The organism is Algoriphagus terrigena DSM 22685 (genome assembly GCF_000429445.1).
In the GTDB taxonomy this organism is placed as follows: Bacteria; Bacteroidota; Bacteroidia; order Cytophagales; family Cyclobacteriaceae; genus Algoriphagus; species Algoriphagus terrigena.
The window spans coordinates 251,942-268,825 of the sequence record NZ_AUBW01000005.1 but is presented as its reverse complement, the minus strand read 5'-3'; the positions used below and the strand labels follow the sequence as shown (position 1 = coordinate 268,825).

The following is a 16,884-nucleotide window of genomic DNA, read 5'->3' as shown; positions in this document are numbered from 1 at the left end:
GCCATGTTTACCATCGACGCCCATCTTGACCTGAGTATGAATGCCCTGGAGTGGAACCGGGATCTTTCCCGGCCGCTCGCCGAGATCAATGGCCGTGAACAAGGGATGACAGACAAGCCGGATCGGGGCAATGCTACGGTTTCGCTTCCTGAGCTACGCAAAGGAAACATCGGCTTGGTCGTCGCGACGCAAATCGGTCGCTATGTCGCGCTGGATAATCCGCTGCCCGGCTGGCATTCTGCCGAGCAGGCCTGGGCGCAGACCCAGGGTCAGTTGGCGTGGTATCAAGCGATGGTGGAAAAAGGAGAAATGACCCAAATACGCAATCTGGCAGAGTTGGAAGGTCATTTGACTTTTTGGAATGACGGAAAAGACGTCAGCGAAAAGCCCATTGGCTTTATCCTTTCGCTCGAAGGAGCGGATTCGATAGTCAATCTGAACTATTTGGAAAAAGCCTACGAAGGTGGGCTCCGGGCCTTGGGACCGGCACACTACGGACCGGGGCGTTATGCCTTTGGGACTGATTCTTCGGCTCCACTTTCCCAACAGGGGAAAGAGCTTGTCAAAAAAATGGATGAACTCGGGATCATCCTGGATGCCACCCATCTTTGTGATTTGGCATTTTGGGATGCTTTGGAAATTTATCAGGGCCCGGTCTGGGCAAGTCATAACAACGTCAGGGCGCTGGTTGATCACAACCGGCAGTTCTCCGACGAGATGATCAAGGCGCTGGTGGATCGGGGAGCTGTGATCGGTGGAGCTTTTGACGCCTGGATGCTGAGTCCGGGCTGGGTCAGGGGAAAATCTACTCCGAAAGAGCGGAATGTGACCATTTCGACAGTCTTGGATCATCTGGATCATATTTGCCAAGTTGCCGGCAATGCCAATCACATCGGAATCGGATCAGACTTGGACGGAGCGTTCGGGACAGAGCAAAGTCCAGCAGATCTTGAAACTATCGCAGATTTGCAAAAAATCCCGGACCTGCTACGCCAACGAGGCTACGCAGAATCTGACGTCCAAAAAGTCATGCATGGCAACTGGTTGAACTTTTTGAAGAAGGCCTGGGGTTGAGCCAAGAATAATTGAAGGATATTGGGGTTTTGGGGTTGCATAAATAATTCAAATTGAATTATTTGCAGACCTTAATCACCAAAGCTCATCTATGAAATATAAAAATTTACTCCTTATCACCCTTTTTACCCTAATCGCTTTTTCATCTTTCTCCCAAAAAATAATGCTGACGGCGGACCAGTCCGACGCAAAATTCATCTTGCTGAATGACTATGATGACTCCGACAAGATGGAGTTGGGTACGGGTACCATTGAGTTGAAGCTTGAGAAAGACAGCAAAAACCGCGTCAAGATCGTCAAGCCGGGTTTTCAGTCCATCATCAAAGAGTACAACAAAGACCTCAAATGGGACAAAGAACAACGAATTTCGTTGACCACACGACAAGTGGACGTCACTGCCGAGCCGTTTGACGCGGAAATCTTCGTGGACGGCAGAGTGATCGGCACCAAAGCGATCTACCTCTATGTCCAGAAGGATCGCTTTCTAACCGTGGAGGTGAAAAAGCCCGGGTATGCCACCCAAACCAAGGTCTACTACAATCAGCCGGACAAGGAAACTCCTCCATTCAAAGATCATTTTACCCTCAAAGACCGACAGGTAAGACTGGAAGTGTCCCCGGCAGATGCCAATGTCGCCGCAAATGGGATTACACTTGGCAAAGGAAACCAAGACATCAAGATTCCTTTTGGAGACTGTGTGACCGTGACGGTGACCAAGGACGGCTTTGTGAACTATGAGAAAGTCCTTTGCAACAAAGAGGGCGATCCAGAACCTCCCGTCAGAGACAAGGCAATCCTGGAAGACCGATTGGTTAAAATCACCACCACGCCAGCTGATGCCGCAATCGAGATCGGCGGTAAGCGCGTCGGAAATGGCTCCTATGATCTGAAAGTCGCCAAAAATTCCTGCGTGGAAATCCGCGTAAGCAAGGACGGTTTCATCCGCTATCTGAAAAACTATTGCAATCAAGCCAATATGCAGGAGCCTCCCGCTTCTGATTTTCTCGAAATGGTCGTCGATGAAGCCTACACTTCCTCAGTGTCTTCAGATCTGGCAAACGTGCGGATCACGGTACCTGTGAAGGCTGGCCTTGCGCCGGAGGAATCTTGGAAGATTCTCAGCTCCATCATCACCGGCTATTTTGATATCCTGGAGACAGTCGATTACAACACCGGCTATCTGACCACATCTTGGCAGGTTCAGAACTTCCAGTCGAGCATCATCCGTACCCGGGTAATTGTATCGAGCGGAGGAAACTCTGACCAGCTTGCCTATGCCGTGAAGCTAATCAGCCAAGAGGCCTATTTGGATGGGAAAAATCCAGTCACGGTCAAAGACGATGAGAAATTTGAAGACTGGGCCCGAATCCTGAAGAAATACGACGGCCTGATCCAGGAGATTCAGGCACGACTGCAAAATTGAGATTCCAATCAATGCAACTACGAAACCCGGAAGCCTAGCTTCCGGGTTTTTTTATTTAGGGCTCAGACCAACAATTGAAAGCCTTCCGAATTTTTCAACATTAGCCCGCACTTTTTCAGAACTTTTCAGACTGAATGAAAATCATGAAAATTTAGGTGCCGCCGAAAGCTTTTCGGATAGTCCATTCATGTCAGATCAGGGTACTATCTGATAGAATAATCCATAAATTAAGCATCGGCTAAGTAATTCAAACCCATAAAAAACATGAAATCGAACATGAAGCGGACGACACACGCTAGGGTGATGATAAGCCTCGTGAGATTCCATATATCCTTTAAAAATCAAATTGTAATCATATGAAACCTATTGTACAGATTTCCCTGGATCTGACGAATATCGATGAGGCGCTGGAAACCGCCGCTTTGGCCATGAGAGCCGGAGTAGACTGGCTTGAGGCCGGTACTCCATTAATTTTGGCAGAAGGCCTCCACGGAGTCAGAAAGCTCAGAGAAGCTTTCCCCGGAGTGCCAATCGTAGCAGATCTCAAGACCATGGATGGCGGCTATCTCGAAGCAGAGATGATGGCAAAAGCCGGTGCGACCCACGTCGTCGTGATGGCTCGCGCCCATGCCGAAACTATCAAATGTGTGGTCAAAGCCGGCAAGGATTTCGGAGTCAAAGTGATGGGTGACAATATGATTTGCCCTGATATGATCGAGGGAGCCAAATTTTTGGAAGACCTTGGCTGCGATTACGTGATCCACCACATAGGATACGACGAACGAAGAGGAATAGCCGCTGCAGGACTTCGTATGCCAAGTCCATTGGACCAACTTCGTGAAGTAGTTGCCGCAGTTAACATTCCGGTGCAGGCTGTCGGTGGACTTTCATTGGAGCAGGCTATCAAGTGCCCTCAATACGGTGCTCCGCTGGTTGTCCTCGGCGCACCATTGACCATTGACGCTGACTCCTTTAAGACCGCAGACGGAAATCTAGAAGCCTCACTTCGCATGATCTGCGAGGCTATCCACGCGCAACAAACTGTTTTACCCATTAGAGCCTAAGCCATGTCAAGCACAAAAAACGCGGCAGTAGTCAACTACTCCGAGCAAAAATATTCTGTTGAAATCAGAGAGATTCCCCTTCCAGAGATCGGAGAGGAGGATATTCTCCTTGAGGTAGAAAACGTAGGAGTTTGCGGAAGTGACCTGCATCAGTGGACCTCTGACCATAGCTGGCCGGTGAATTATCCGGTTGTCTTGGGTCATGAGTTCGGTGGGAAAATCGCTGCTTTGGGCTCCAGAGTTGCCGGTTGGAATGTCGGAGACCGAGTGGTATCTGAGACCGCTGCGGTGATCAGCACCCAGAATCCGATGAGTAAGGTGGGACTTTACAACCTCGATCCAACCCGCAAAGGCTTTGGCTATGGCGTAAATGGTGCCATGACCAGATTCGTCAGAGTTCCTGCGCGCTGCCTGCACAACGTGCCTGCAAACCTTTCTTTCGAAGAAGCCTGCCTCACGGAGCCCTGCTGCGTGGCGTACAATTCTGTCGTGGGAAACTCCAGCATCAAGCCCGGTGATCGCGTAATCGTGATCGGACCGGGAACGATTGGCATCCTTTGCGCAGCCATGGCAAGACTCTGCGGGGCGGAAGTCGGACTTCTTGGATTGGAAGGCGACCGCGCTAGATTGGAGATTGCCCGTCAGGCTTACGGTTGTGAGCCACTGATCGGAGAAGATGCGGCAGAAGCTTGGGCAAAAAAGCGTGACGGCTTGGGCGCAGACCTGATCATCGATGCAGCCGGTCATAGTATCACGCTAAAGATCGCCATGAAGATCGTCCGTCCAAATGGTCAGATTACCAAGGTGGGTTGGGGACCGCAGCCACTTAATTTCTCTATCGATCCAATCGTGCAGAAAAATATCCGTCTCCAAGGCAGCTTCAGCCACAACTGGCCGATCTGGGAGCGCGTGATCGCCCTGCTTGCAAGTGGTGCTTTGAACGTAAAACCGATCATCGGCGGCGTATGGCCGATTACCGAGTGGAAAGAAGCCTTTGAAAAGATGCACTCTGGCCAAGTGGTGAAATCTGTATTGAAACCCGTCTGATATGAGGCTGAAAGACAAAGTCATCATCGTCACCGGCAGTACCACTGGTATCGGCAAAGCGATCGCGAAACGATGCGTGGAAGAAGGAGCCAAAGTAGTCCTCCACGGCCTGGAGGAAGACTTGGGTCTCGAAGTTTTGGAAGAAATAGGAAAGGAAAATGCAGTCTTTCTTTGTGAAGATATCACCTCGGCATCCTGTCCTGAAAACTTAGTAAACCTTGCGGTCAAGTCTTTCGGCAAGCTGGATGCAGTGGTGAACAATGCTGCCTTGGTGATCGCTTCTGACATCCACAACACCGACCGGGACTTCTTCCAAAAAGTGCTCGACATCAATACGGTTTCTCCTTTTCTCCTGATCCAAAAGGCACTGCCGGAATTGACAAGAAACCGGGGGAATGTCCTCAATATCGGATCGGTCAACGCTTGGAGCGGAGAGCCCAACCTGCTCGCCTACTCTGTTTCCAAGGGCGCAATCATGACCCTAACCAGCAATCTGGGCGACTCGCTGATGCGGGAGTATGGTGTGCGGGTGAATCAGATCAATCCGGGTTGGGTGCTGACCGAGCGGGAGACCGAGCGCAAGAAACTTCACGGATTGTCAGACACTTGGTACGAGGGTTTGCCGGCGATTTTTGCTCCTTCGGGAAGAATCCTAAAACCTGAAGAGATCGCTGCCGCCGCCATTTATTGGCTTTCAGACGAATGCGGGCCTGTCTCGGGTCAAGTCGTCACGCTGGAGCAGCATCCGATGATCGGAAGAAACCTCCCCAAGGACAGCAGTACAATCAACTAATCCAACCTAAATCAGAGATTCAAATGCCAAAATTAGCAGCATTTCCCAAGGCCTTTATGCAGGCACTTTGCAAGGATGGAACCATGAAAATCGCCGAATGGGTGAAGCTGGCAGCTCCTCTGCAGATCGACGGACTGGAATGGTACGCCGGATTTTTGGAGATGGAAAACGAGAAAAACTGGCCGGGGTTCCGGAGGATGGTAGCGGACGAAGGAATGGTCATTCCGATGATGTGCTGCTCGCCGGACTTTACCCATCGGGACAAGGCTTTCCGTGAAAAAGAGATCCAGAAGCAAAAACGCTGGATCGAGATGACCGACGTGTTGGGTGGAAAATACTGCCGTGTGCTCTCAGGTCAGTATCGTCCCGAGCTCGCCATTGACGAAGGAATCAAGTTGGCAAAGGACTGCATCGAGGAATGTCTGCCTTATGCCCAGTCGTTGGGAATTACCCTGATCATCGAAAACCATTATAAGGACGACTTCTGGGAATATCCCGAGTTCGCTCAGAAGCGGGCCATCTTCACCAAATTGGTAGGCAGTATTCACCACCCTAACTTCGGAGTGAACTATGATCCGAGCAATACCTTCTTGGCAGGCGAAGATCCATTGGATTTGTTGTATGATGTCTCTGAGCGCGTCGTGACCATGCACGCCAGCGACCGTTACCTGAAGTCTGGTACGATCGAGGATCTGCGAAAGGAAGAAGGCGGAGCTGTCGGCTATGCCAAGCGCCTGGCCCATGGGGAAATCGGCAAAGGAATGAACGACTACGATGCCATCTTTACGGAGCTGAAAAGAGTCGGTTTTGACAACTGGATCAGCATTGAAGACGGCGTGGACGGTATGGATCAGCTGGCGAGAAGTGTGGCTTTTCTCAAGAAAAAGATCGCGCAGTATTGGCAGGACTAATCGTCAACAGTCCACTGTCGACAGTCGACCGCAAAGAGAGAAATCGGTGAGATTTGTACTCATGAATTTATAAACCAAACAGCTGTGGTCCATGGACTGTGGACCGTTGACAGAAAAACTTTACCGCCTTGCTATCTACTGACTTTACAACTATCCCCTCCCAATGCTTCCTCGGAGAAGGGCCGCTTTGGCATGCCGAGCGGGGAAGTTTCTTTTGGGTAGACATCGAAAAGGGAAATCTTTTTGAACACCATCTTGCTACGAATGTGACCCGGACCCGGCATTTTCCACACCGATTGGCCGTGGTGTTGGAAGGGCAAGAGAGGAAGTTGATTCTCGGTTTGGACCGGAAGCTAGCGCGATTTGATCTGGATACGGGCGAACTGGAATGGCTCTGCGAAGTGGAGGAGAATTTGCCGCTGCATCGCTTCAACGATGGAAAAGTCGATGCAAAAGGAAGGATCTGGATTGGAACGCTGAGTACACTTTTTACCGAAGGAGCCGGTTCGTTGTATAGAATTGGACCGGATTTAGTCCCGGCAAAAATGCTTGCCGACTTGACCATCTCCAACGGCATGGCCTGGACGGAAGACCAAAAGACGTTTTACTTTATCGATACGCCCACGCGGCAGATCCGGGAGTTTGATTTTGACTTGGACTCGGGAGAGATCCGCTATCGGAGAGTTGCCGCGGAGGTACCTGAGAAACTCGGCTCTCCCGACGGAATGTGCATTGATCAGGAAGGGATGCTTTGGGTGGGACATTACGGAGGATCCGGGGTTTTTAGCTGGAATCCACAGACTGGCGAGCTTCTCGATAGGATTATCCTTCCCGTGCCTCATGTCACTTCCTGTTGCTTTGGGGGAGAAAACCTGGACTACTTGCTGATCACCACCGCGCAGGAAAATCTTTCTCCTGAACAGTTGAAGCAATATCCGCAAAGCGGTGACGTGTTTTTGGTGAAAGTGAATGTGCCGGGGTGCCGGAGTAATGTGGCGGGAGTGTAACCAGAACTTCAAAAATCAAGGGAGATCTGAAAGCATCCGCTCGAGATCGTCCTTTGAAATAGAACTTCTTTCTGACTTGGTATAAATCGTAACCAAAAAAACTTCCTCTCGAATCACTTTTACGAGGGAGATTACCCTTGCTCCTCCAGATTTGCCCTTTCCCGTGGAGGAGATCGAAAGGCGGATTTTGTATAGATTATTTCCGAGTGGGATCCCCTGTATGGGTTGAGTTTCCAACGATTGGACAAGAAGCAGGAGATCGGATTTGAGGGAAGGATACTTTTTTAGAAGCCGCTTTGTATCCTTTTGAAAAGTAGCGGTAGAGAGGACTTTATAGCTCATCCAAAAACTCTCTGGCACTTTTCAGCTTCAGATTTCCAGCTTCATGTTCTTTGACTTCATGAAGGCCAGCAGCAATATTTTCGAGGATCTCTTCTTTTGTTGGTTCATCCAATTCCTCTTGCGTCTTGATTTGAATGAAATCCAGACTTTTGATAAAATTCAAGAAAGCAGATGCTTTGGTGTCCTTTATTTCCAATGTGATTTTCATACAGGTAAGTTATAATATTTTTCCTAACGGGAAGAATGGCGCTCGTGGTTCAAAATCCGCTATTCTTTCTTTCGAAAACACACATGATATTGAACTTCTTTGGCTGACATAATCTAGGATGAGTCCAAAGTTTCTTGCAAATAAAAAGGCTGACTCTAAAGCCAGCCTCAATGCTACAACATCGGCCTAAACTGCCGGAGGAACCTCACGTCATTTTCGGTAAATAAGCGTAAGTCTTTGATTTGATATTTCAGCATGGCGATGCGCTCGATACCCATTCCGAAGGCGAAGCCAGTGTATTTTTTGGAATCAATCCCGCAGTTTTCCAGCACATTCGGATCGACCATGCCGGAGCCGCCGATCTCTACCCAGCCGCTGCCTTTGCAGACGTTGCAGCCTTTGCCGCCGCAAATCAGACAGGAGATGTCGATCTCCGCACTCGGCTCGGTAAAGGGGAAGAAGGAAGGGCGAAACCGCACCTTGGTCTCCTTACCGAACATCTCCTTGGCGAAATGATAAAGCGTATTTTTCAGGTCCGCAAAACCCACGTTTTCGTCCACATACAAGCCTTCGACCTGATGAAAGATGCAATGCGCCCGGGCGGAGATTGCTTCGTTTCGATAAACCCGTCCTGGAGATAGCGTACGGATCGGAGGTTTTTGGTTTTCCATCACCCGTACCTGCACCGATGAGGTATGGGTGCGGAGTGCGATATCCGGATTTTTCTCAATGAAAAAAGTGTCCTGCATCTCACGCGCAGGATGATTTTCAGGGAAGTTTAGCGCGGTGAAGTTATGCCAGTCGTCTTCGATTTCCGGTCCTTCGGACAGGTTGAAGCCGATGCGCTCAAAGATCTCGATGATGCGCTGACGCGTGGCGGTCAACGGATGAATACCTCCCAGCGAATAATTAGAAGGCGGCAAAGTCAGGTCGATGTCAGCAGTCTTCGACTTTTTGTTAGCCGAATTTACCTTTTCGATCAGGGTTTGGAATTTTTCCTCAGCCAGCTGCTTGACGCTGTTGACGACCAGTCCATAGGCTTTTTTCTCCTCATTCGGGATCTTGCCCATCGCGGCAAACAGTTCGCCGACCACACTCTTCTTGGAGATGTACTCCATGCGGTAGGCTTCCAGTTCATCCGGGGTACTTGCATCTGCGGCAGCAATGGCGGCTTTGATCGCCTCGATTCTTTCCTGACTCATGACTTGAATTTTATCAAGCTGCAAAGCTAAGGGTTTTAGGGTTTTTTGGGCAAAGTCTCTGATCAAGTACTCCGTTCAAAGCCAATTCGCTGAAACTTTTTTTCTCCCCACTCAATCCAATCTAAAATATCCGGTCGTAAGTGCTTTCAAATAAAAATCGAAACTTCTAAAACAAACAAAACCATGAACAATCTAATGAAACTGGCTTTCGCAGCCTTTGTATTTTTGTCAGCTAACCTGGCTTATGCGCAGATGGAAAAGACCGTCGAAGTGGGCGGTGCACCGATGTATCCTTCCAAAAACATCGTAGAAAATGCCGTGAACTCAGCCGATCACACGACCTTGGTAGCAGCTGTAAAAGCGGCCGGATTGGTGGAGACACTTCAGGGAAAAGGACCTTTCACCGTCTTCGCTCCTGACAATGCAGCTTTTGCAAAACTTCCAGCCGGAACGGTTGAGACGCTTTTGAAGCCTGAAAACAAAGGCCAGTTGACAGCTGTCTTGACTTACCACGTAGTAGCTGGTAAAATGGGCTCCAAAGAAATCGCAGCTGCGATCAAAAAGGGCGACGGCAAGGCAACCTTGACAACCGTACAAGGCGGTACGCTCACAGCTTGGATGAAAGGCAAAGATCTCTACATCACAGACGAAAACGGTGGACAGTCTAAAGTTACCATCGCGGATGTGTGGCAGTCAAACGGGGTGATTCATTCTGTAGACACCGTGGTACTTCCTAAGATGTAAATCAAAATAGACCCTGTGAGAAATAGAAAACCCGGCTGGATTCGTCCAGTCGGGTTTTTTTGCTTTTAAATCTCAAGTCCTAGCAATGAGCTTAGTCGAAGCTTGCCTCTTTTCTCATTTACCAAGTCCTTCCACCTTGAGGTCTTCCCTGTTGCCATGGCTGCTGTGGCTGAGCTTCCGGCTGCTTGAAGTTGCCGATGATGTAGGTGAAGGTCAGCAAACCGTAACGGGTCAATACGTTGGTGTACGTGTCGGTCACCGACACGTCGGAGATGGTTCGGCTGATGCTATTGTTTTGGTTCAGCAAATCGAAGATGACGACCTTCAATTCGGCCTTGTTGTTTTTGGCAAAGCGATAGCCACCTTCGATGTTCCACAACCAGAAGTTCTGGTCAAAACCCTCTGAAAGCCCTTTATAGAGGGTGTGGCCTACGTTGTTTCCAATGAAGACTTTTCCGTTTTGGGAGGACAAATATAGTCGAATGTTGGATTCCTGCTGGTAGTAGTTGTTGTCCAGATCCTCCTGGAGACTGGAGTTGACGATGTTGTAAGTTCCGGTAGTCTGGATCGAGAAGTCGACGTTTTTACTGATGTTGGAGCTGAAGGTGAAGCCTTGTCCGAGCGCGAGGTTGTCGTTGATATTTCTGTCGCCGTTGATGACCCCTGGAGTCCGGTTGAAGCTTACCCGGGTGTTGGTATTGAACTGTGTTTTGATCTTTTTGATCGGAGCGCCATAGGTGAGGAAGAAGCTGCTTCGCCAGTTTCCTTCCAAGTTGACAGGCTGGGAGATTTGTCCTCCCGAGCGCAACAGGATTTCTCCGTTGATCAAGGTGTCCTGAGCGGTGATGAAGGTGTTGTTTCCGATGTAATTGTTGGTCGCAGAGTAGTTCATGAACATGAACAGCGTGCGTGATTTTTCCAGATTGACCTTGCTGATGTTTGCAAAGATGTTGTGGTTGAAGCTTTGTGCAAGGTTCGGATTTCCCACGCTCATGTTCAGCGGATTCTGGTTGTTGACCACATTCTGTAGCTCAGATACGCTGGGTTCATCCGTATCAGTCCGGTAGCGGAATCTCCAGCTGAATCCTGTCTCGCGGTTACGGTAGTTGAGGTTTGCGCTTGGAAGGATATTGCTGAAACTCCTTTTGAAAACTCCCTCCGTTGGAAAGAACGCCTCGTTGTCCAGCGTGGCATATTGGTAGTCCAGGTTTAGATTGATGCTATACCCTCCGGTATTGTACGCGTAGCCGGATCGGAGTCGTTGCGTGATGAACTTATTGTCAAATTCATTGGACAACGCGGTGTCCAGCACGGCTCTTCGCTCATCGTCCAGAATGTAGGTCTTTTGGTCTGCTGTTGTCTTGTTGTTGCCGATCTGATAGCCCAAGGTACCGATGGCTTTTTCTCCCATAGGCTCGGTCAACGTAGCATTGATCCGGTAGTTGAAGCCGTCATTCAATGCGTCTGTCTCCTGGAGGGTGGTGTCGATGATATTTCTGTTGAAATCCCGGCTAGCGGCAAGGAGATCTGAGTTTTGATCCCGGTTGTTCCATGCGGTGTAAATATCTGTGGAGAGCGTTCTTCCTTTCTTCTCAAACTTATAGCGGTAGGTGAAATTGTTGGAAATGCTAAATGCCTGGGTTTCTGCATTCGTGATCGACCTCAGAGCCGAGAGCGAATCCCCAGTGCTTGCCATGGTCAACGCATCCCGATCGCTGAACGTCTTATTGGCCTGAAAAGAAAGGTTTGGAGTCAGAATGATGGAGTTTTTCTCATTCAGATCTGCCTCGATCCTGGCATTTGCCCGGTGGTTGTTATTGTCCACCGTGTTGACCAGACTTTCCTGATAGTATTGTCTCAGGTCTTCGTTTACTACAGTTTCTCTGTTGGTGGTTTGCTGAAGTGTATTGGTCGTATTGTTGAAGAAGTAGCTGCCGGTGAAGTTGACCTTCTTTCCCCATTTGTCGGAATAGTTCAGTCCCAGCGCATTCGTTGTCACAATTCCACCCGTGTTTCCGACGTAGAAATTGTTTCCTCCACCGCCCCATTGGCCGCCTCCACCGCCACCGCCGCCGCCGCCGCCGCCGCCGGGTCCACCAGGTCCTCTTCCACCGCCAGCGCCGCCGCCGGATGAGTTTGCAGATACGCCAGCTAGGTCTTGACTGGCGAAGTTTTGCTGGTTGATGTTGTTAAATAGTCCCAACACGGAAAACCGCTGATCACCTTTGAACATGTTCACACTTCCACCCGCCGAATAGCGTTCGTCTGTTCCATACCCTCCATAAGCCCTTCCGAAGGAGCCGTTCTTACGGTCTTCTCTCAGGATGATGTTGATTGTTTTGGTATAGCTGCCGTCGTCAAAGCCAGTCAAGCGGCTTTGATCCGATCGCTGATCCAGTACTTCCACGCGGTCGATGGCGTCTGCTGGAAGGTTTTTCAAAGCGATGCTGGGATCACTCCCAAAGAACTCCCGACCGTCAACCAGGATTTTTTGCACTTGCTCTCCCTGAGCCTGCAGCTGACCGTTTTGCATGGTCATCCCAGGCATCTTCCGGATCAGGTCTTCGGCTTGTGCGTTGGTTTGGGTTTTGAAGGCATTCGCATTGAATGAGGTCGTGTCACCTTTCTGCTCACCGACCACCGACTGGCCTTCGATGACCACCTCGCCAAGGACTTTGGTGTCTTCTAAGATAATCAGCTCTCCAAGCTCCACAGGATCTCTGAAGCTGTGAATCTTAGTAATGGTTTTATAGCCTAGGAATGAGATCTCCAGTTTGACTTCTGGAATGGAAGGTCTTGCAAGTTCAAACTCGCCATTGGCGCCGGTTACGGTGCCGCGGAGCAGTGAATCGTTCACCGTCTTGATCAGGACGTTGGCTCCGATCATGGGCAGCTTTGACACTCCGTCAGTGACCGTTCCGGTAAATTTCCGCTCTGGGCGGTCAGGGTCTCCCGGACGTTGTCCAAAGGCAGAACCTCCGAGCAGAAGGCCGCAAATCAGGACGGCAAAAAGATAGATTTTTTTCATATCGATACAAAGTTCGAGCCTTTGACCGAGAGAAAACTACATTGGTTTAATCCCCACTCCCCAAAAAATTAGAGTGGGAATTAATGGGGATAAATGGTTGGAAAATCTTTTAAATTTTTGAAATGATTTAAAGCTGAGCCATGATCTCCGGGTAGGAAATCCCAAAGTGACTGTTGTCGTAGATCGCCTTGCCGTTTCGGATGATCAATACCTGCGGAGACTCGTGTGCCACTCCGAATGTGACTTCGATCTGATCGGATAGATTTCTGAATGCAATTAAATCCAAAAAGTAAGGCACTACTTTTTCGTCATCTTCCGTTTTCCAGTTTCGCAGGAGTCGGTCTAGCGACATACTGCTCACGGAGCAGCGGGTGCTGTGCTTGAAGATAAGAACCGGCTTAGAATTGCTCAATTCCTTAATTTCTTCAATTTGGGTCGAGTCGGTCAGTTTTTTCCAGTTCATTGTCTTGAATGTTTACTTTTGGGGCAATTGTTGCAGGGGGAAGTAACCCCTGTGATTATACGGAATTTTGGCAAAGAAGTGTTGACTGCCAGTTTCTGATGACTTTGAATTTACCACTATGAAATCGAGCACAACTCAAGTAACATACATAGAAGTGACAATCAAAGATGGCAGATTCTCCCGATCCGCCGCGGCGGACGGGACAGGCTATGTGGCCAATGAAAAACAATTGTAAATACATGAAAATAACCGACAACAGCCGGCCTGTTCATTTCGTGCTACTCACTTTCTTGATTTTTTGTGGGCTGAGCGCATGCAAAAGCCTGGATCCTACGCTGAGTCCTGCGCTTCGTCCCGTTCCCACGGCCTATTCGAGAGTGAATGTACCGGTACAGATCCCAGTGCAGACGTTAGAAAATCTGGTCAATCAACGGGTCCCGCCGGTGCTGTTCGAAGACAAGGGCCTGGATATGGGAAATGGTGTGGTTGGTGACTTGAACTTTACCCGAAATGGCATGGTGAAAGTGGAGGCCTTGGACAACCAACGACTGCAAGTCACTATGCCGATCACCGTCCAGGGCGAAGTTGGGCTGAAGCCAGGGGGGCTCCGCAACCTGTTTCAGTCCAAGATCCCCCTCAACCAATCATTTGCACCGGTCGTCGTGTTTGATCCCCAGATCAACTCCAATTGGTCCCTTGGGATTTCCGACTTTGAAGTGCTGGATTTGGGAGGCAAGATGGCGCTGAATGTGCTGGGAATGGAGCTTGACCTCAGTCAGATGATCCGCAGCGAAATCCAGGACTATGCTGCAAAAAATCTAACCGCCAAGCCTGATCTGGTTCGGCTGAAGCCGATCATCGATAAAGCTTGGAATCAAGTGGGGAGGCCGGTTTTTGTGGAATTTGAAGGGAAGAAGATGGCTTTCTCGATCCAGCCGGATTATGTCAAGCTTTCCGAAAATCTCACTCCCGGACAGGGCTACAATCTCAATCTCGGTCTAACGGGCAAGGTGAATATTCATCCCGTCGACGCTGCCCCGAGCCGGGCGTTCCCACTCCCAAAACTCACAGAAAACAACAGCCTGGAAAATGGTCTCGAGATCCTCATTCCACTTCGCCTGAGCTACGCAGAGATTGAGCAACTTTTGAAAGAAAACTTCGAAAACCAGTCGATCCGGGTCAACAAAACGACCGTTTTCCGACCGGGAAATTTCAAGTCTCAGGCCTATGGCGAGAAGCTCGGCATCTGGATGGATTTCCATGCAGAGCAGACCAACGGGCAGACTATTGATGGGAAATTGTTTCTGGTCGGTCTTCCTACTTTTGATCCGGTGGAGGAGGTGCTGATCTTTGATAAGGTCAGTTTTTACCTGGAAAGCGACAGCAACAAGGCGAAGATGGCCGCGTCTCTGAAGAGAGGAAAGATCATCCGCCAGCTCAACCAGAAACTTAGATTTCCGATGGGAGATGTCATGGAGGAAAGCTTGGGCGGAATCCGGGAGAGACTCGCGCTCCAGACTCCATACGCCGACCTCGAGATTGTCGACCTGGAGATCTATCCGGACGGGTTCTATCCGACAGCGACGGGGCTGGAGATTCAGCTGAAAGCCGTCGGAAAGGTGGAGATATCCTGGAAATAACTTTTTCGGTCAATGGCAGGTCGTTTGTGAAAGTGAGACAGGAACCATTCGTCCCGGTGAGTGATCTGACGCACCACACAAAAAAAGCTGCCCAACTTGCATTGGGCAGCTTCCAGTAATTTTCAGCTTTCGGACTACTTCAACTTTTTCAATACATCGCTTGCTGCCGACTTGATGTTGTCGTCGAGGAAGTTTTTGGAGATGTGGTCGATCTTGGTCTTCAGCGCGCTTCCTAACTTGCTGGCTTTCGCAGACTGTAGTGCAAACTTGACCACCGAAGGACTGCTGTCTTCCAGAGATCGTTTGAGGATTGCTTCTGCTGCAGCAGAGTTGCGCTTTTGGGCGCCAAAAGCTGCTGCAACCCGAATCGGAACCGAGCCCGTAGCGGCTGCTTCCTCCAGGATTTGATCCGCCGCGTCTCCTTCGATGTAGCCTACCAGATAGGCGGCTTTCATCGCTAGATTTTCATCACCGCTCGCTATCAATTCTTTCAGAAATGGAAGAGCAGCAGCTCCAAATTTCAGTGCAGCGGCAGGGTAGTCTAGTTCATCCTGTCGGAGAAAGGCCAGCAATTCATCTGGATTAAATTCGCCGTCGGAGGCTGTTGTTCGTTTTTGTGCCATGATCGTGGAGATTTAAAGTGGAGTACTGAGATTCGAGTTGCGCATCGTCGTGGACTCAGCGGCAGTGAGATCAGGGGGAGGATTCGTGATGTTAAAAGTGCCGAGTCCCGTCATCAGCCGGTCATTGTTGCTGACGTGATTGAGTCCCAGTACGTGCCCAAACTCGTGCGCCAACGTCCAGCGGCTGGCCGAACGGACGACTACGCAACCCGGCCTTCCGGCGGGATGGGCAGCGCACCCATTGTAGCCGGGGACGGTACTTCTGACGTAGTACACGACGAGGTCGTTTCCGCCCATAAAATTCCGGTTACCGAAAAGCGTATTTTGCTCGGCGGTAGTCTGTCCCATAAAAACAACCTCCGACATCCACGTCGGTCAGTGTGGGAAGACTGAGGTTTTCCGTGGTCACCCAGTCTACCCGGATGCCCGAAACTGCCCACACTTCCTGCATTGCGGCGAATTGCTGATTCAATGTAAACGAGGTAGGATTGTCCAGGATTTTAACATGAACTCTCACCCGCTCCCGGAGTACACGAACTCCCGCCGTGCTAGACCAATAGATGCTTCCCCGTTGGAAATGTGAGATCCTGCCCGTACCGCCGAATACTTCAAGTTCGTCTGAGGTCGGATATCCCAACACACTTTTCTCCCAACCGATAGATGCCCAGTGCTGTCGGATCAAGCCATGAACCTCATGCGCTCCCGTGCTGGGAGTCCAATAGATGCTACCACCCTGGAAATGATTGTACCTCCCGACTCCATCAGGAGTGGTGGTTTCGTTGGTCAGTGGATATCCCAAGAAACTCTTTTCCCATCCAAGACTGGAATATTTGGATCGTATCAGACCGTGGACTTCCCAAGCTCCGGTTGATGGGCTCCAATAGATACTTCCTCCCTGGAAATGATTGTATCTGCCTACGCCGTCGGGGCAGACAGACTCGTCGGTCAGAGGATACCCGAGAAAGCTGCGCTCCCAGCCCAAAGACTGCCAGCGGGCTCTGATCAGCCCATGAACCTCATGGGCGCCTGTGGATGGATGGTAATAGATCGATCCGTTGGCATAATGCTGAAACGAACCAACACCATCCGGACATTTGGTGATCGCGGTGGTATTAGGGCCCAACCAGCCGCCTGGACCTCCCAGGGCCTGATACTTCAGGGTAATGGGATGCTGAAAGACCTGAATATTTCTGAGCAACTCCAGATTCAGGTCCGTCCTCACCAGATTGGGGTCAATTTTGAGTTTTGACATAGGACTTGATTAAAAATGTGAAACAAAAAAGCTAATCAAATCTAATTACAAGCAACTGAAAAT

17 protein-coding genes are annotated in these 16,884 nt (G+C 49.9%); 9 read left to right on the top strand and 8 right to left on the bottom strand.

The window, feature by feature from the left end:
• Positions 1-3: 3 nt before the first annotated feature.
• The 7 genes from G459_RS0105415 (at position 4) to G459_RS0105385 (ending at position 7,319) form a co-directional block, all read left to right on the top strand.
• Entirely contained in the window at positions 4-1,074 is a 1,071-nt protein-coding gene (locus G459_RS0105415; protein WP_026966726.1) for a dipeptidase, read from the top strand.
• Between the two features lie 91 nt (positions 1,075-1,165).
• Positions 1,166-2,497, top strand: a complete 1,332-nt coding sequence (locus G459_RS0105410; RefSeq protein WP_026966725.1) for a hypothetical protein — start codon at positions 1,166-1,168, stop codon at positions 2,495-2,497.
• A gap of 356 nt (positions 2,498-2,853) precedes the next feature.
• Positions 2,854-3,561: an orotidine 5'-phosphate decarboxylase / HUMPS family protein gene (locus tag G459_RS0105405; RefSeq protein ID WP_026966724.1), complete on the top strand. Its 708-nt coding sequence runs from the start codon at positions 2,854-2,856 to the stop codon at positions 3,559-3,561.
• A gap of 3 nt (positions 3,562-3,564) precedes the next feature.
• The gene (locus G459_RS0105400; RefSeq protein ID WP_026966723.1) at positions 3,565-4,608 is read left to right on the top strand and encodes a zinc-binding dehydrogenase; all 1,044 of its coding nucleotides are present in this window, start codon (positions 3,565-3,567) and stop codon (positions 4,606-4,608) included.
• A 1-nt stretch (position 4,609) separates the two neighbouring features.
• Positions 4,610-5,401, top strand: coding sequence for an SDR family NAD(P)-dependent oxidoreductase (locus G459_RS0105395; protein WP_026966722.1), 792 nt, complete (start codon positions 4,610-4,612; stop codon positions 5,399-5,401).
• Between the two features lie 23 nt (positions 5,402-5,424).
• On the top strand, positions 5,425-6,312 hold the full coding sequence (locus G459_RS0105390) for a sugar phosphate isomerase/epimerase family protein (protein ID WP_026966721.1): 888 nt from the start codon (positions 5,425-5,427) through the stop codon (positions 6,310-6,312).
• A gap of 128 nt (positions 6,313-6,440) precedes the next feature.
• Positions 6,441-7,319 carry an SMP-30/gluconolactonase/LRE family protein gene (locus G459_RS0105385; RefSeq protein WP_026966720.1) on the top strand — a complete coding sequence of 293 codons (879 nt, stop codon included), beginning with the start codon at positions 6,441-6,443 and terminating at the stop codon, positions 7,317-7,319.
• Positions 7,320-7,334: 15 nt separating this feature from the next.
• Here G459_RS0105385 and G459_RS0105380 read toward each other — a convergent pair whose 3' ends face one another.
• The 3 genes from G459_RS0105380 to pheS all read right to left on the bottom strand — a co-directional run bounded on the left by G459_RS0105380 (position 7,335) and on the right by pheS (position 9,071).
• Positions 7,335-7,661, bottom strand: a complete 327-nt coding sequence (locus G459_RS0105380; protein ID WP_026966719.1) for a type II toxin-antitoxin system RelE/ParE family toxin — start codon at positions 7,659-7,661, stop codon at positions 7,335-7,337.
• A complete protein-coding gene (locus G459_RS0105375; RefSeq protein WP_026966718.1) occupies positions 7,651-7,869 on the bottom strand; it encodes a hypothetical protein in 219 nt (72 codons plus the stop codon). Before G459_RS0105375 ends, G459_RS0105380 begins: the two co-directional genes overlap by 11 nt.
• A 173-nt stretch (positions 7,870-8,042) precedes the next feature.
• Positions 8,043-9,071 carry a phenylalanine--tRNA ligase subunit alpha gene (pheS, locus tag G459_RS0105370; RefSeq protein ID WP_026966717.1) on the bottom strand — a complete coding sequence of 343 codons (1,029 nt, stop codon included), beginning with the start codon at positions 9,069-9,071 and terminating at the stop codon, positions 8,043-8,045.
• Positions 9,072-9,254: 183 nt separating this feature from the next.
• On the opposite strand from pheS, the gene G459_RS0105365 reads away from it, so the two are divergent.
• On the top strand, positions 9,255-9,815 hold the full coding sequence (locus G459_RS0105365) for a fasciclin domain-containing protein (protein ID WP_084454345.1): 561 nt from the start codon (positions 9,255-9,257) through the stop codon (positions 9,813-9,815).
• Positions 9,816-9,933: 118 nt separating this feature from the next.
• Here the strand turns inward: G459_RS0105365 and G459_RS0105360 are convergent, their stop codons facing one another.
• Complete coding sequence (locus G459_RS0105360) at positions 9,934-12,843, bottom strand: TonB-dependent receptor (protein ID WP_026966715.1); 2,910 nt, start codon at positions 12,841-12,843, stop codon at positions 9,934-9,936.
• Positions 12,844-12,970: 127 nt separating this feature from the next.
• Complete coding sequence (gene ytxJ / locus G459_RS0105355; protein WP_026966714.1) at positions 12,971-13,306, bottom strand: bacillithiol system redox-active protein YtxJ; 336 nt, start codon at positions 13,304-13,306, stop codon at positions 12,971-12,973.
• Positions 13,307-13,545: 239 nt separating this feature from the next.
• Between ytxJ and G459_RS0105350 the strand changes: the two genes are divergently transcribed.
• Positions 13,546-14,946, top strand: coding sequence for a DUF4403 family protein (locus G459_RS0105350; RefSeq protein ID WP_026966713.1), 1,401 nt, complete (start codon positions 13,546-13,548; stop codon positions 14,944-14,946).
• A 134-nt stretch (positions 14,947-15,080) separates the two neighbouring features.
• On the opposite strand, the gene G459_RS0105345 is transcribed toward G459_RS0105350, so the two are convergent.
• The 3 genes from G459_RS0105345 to G459_RS28850 are packed head-to-tail and all read right to left on the bottom strand — an operon-like array spanning position 15,081 to position 16,821.
• Positions 15,081-15,569, bottom strand: coding sequence for a HEAT repeat domain-containing protein (locus tag G459_RS0105345; RefSeq protein ID WP_026966712.1), 489 nt, complete (start codon positions 15,567-15,569; stop codon positions 15,081-15,083).
• Between the two features lie 12 nt (positions 15,570-15,581).
• The gene (locus tag G459_RS0105340) at positions 15,582-15,866 is read right to left on the bottom strand and encodes a matrixin family metalloprotease (protein ID WP_026966711.1); all 285 of its coding nucleotides are present in this window, start codon (positions 15,864-15,866) and stop codon (positions 15,582-15,584) included.
• Between the two features lie 10 nt (positions 15,867-15,876).
• Positions 15,877-16,821: an LGFP repeat-containing protein gene (locus G459_RS28850; protein WP_026966710.1), complete on the bottom strand. Its 945-nt coding sequence runs from the start codon at positions 16,819-16,821 to the stop codon at positions 15,877-15,879.
• Positions 16,822-16,884 lie beyond the last annotated feature (63 nt).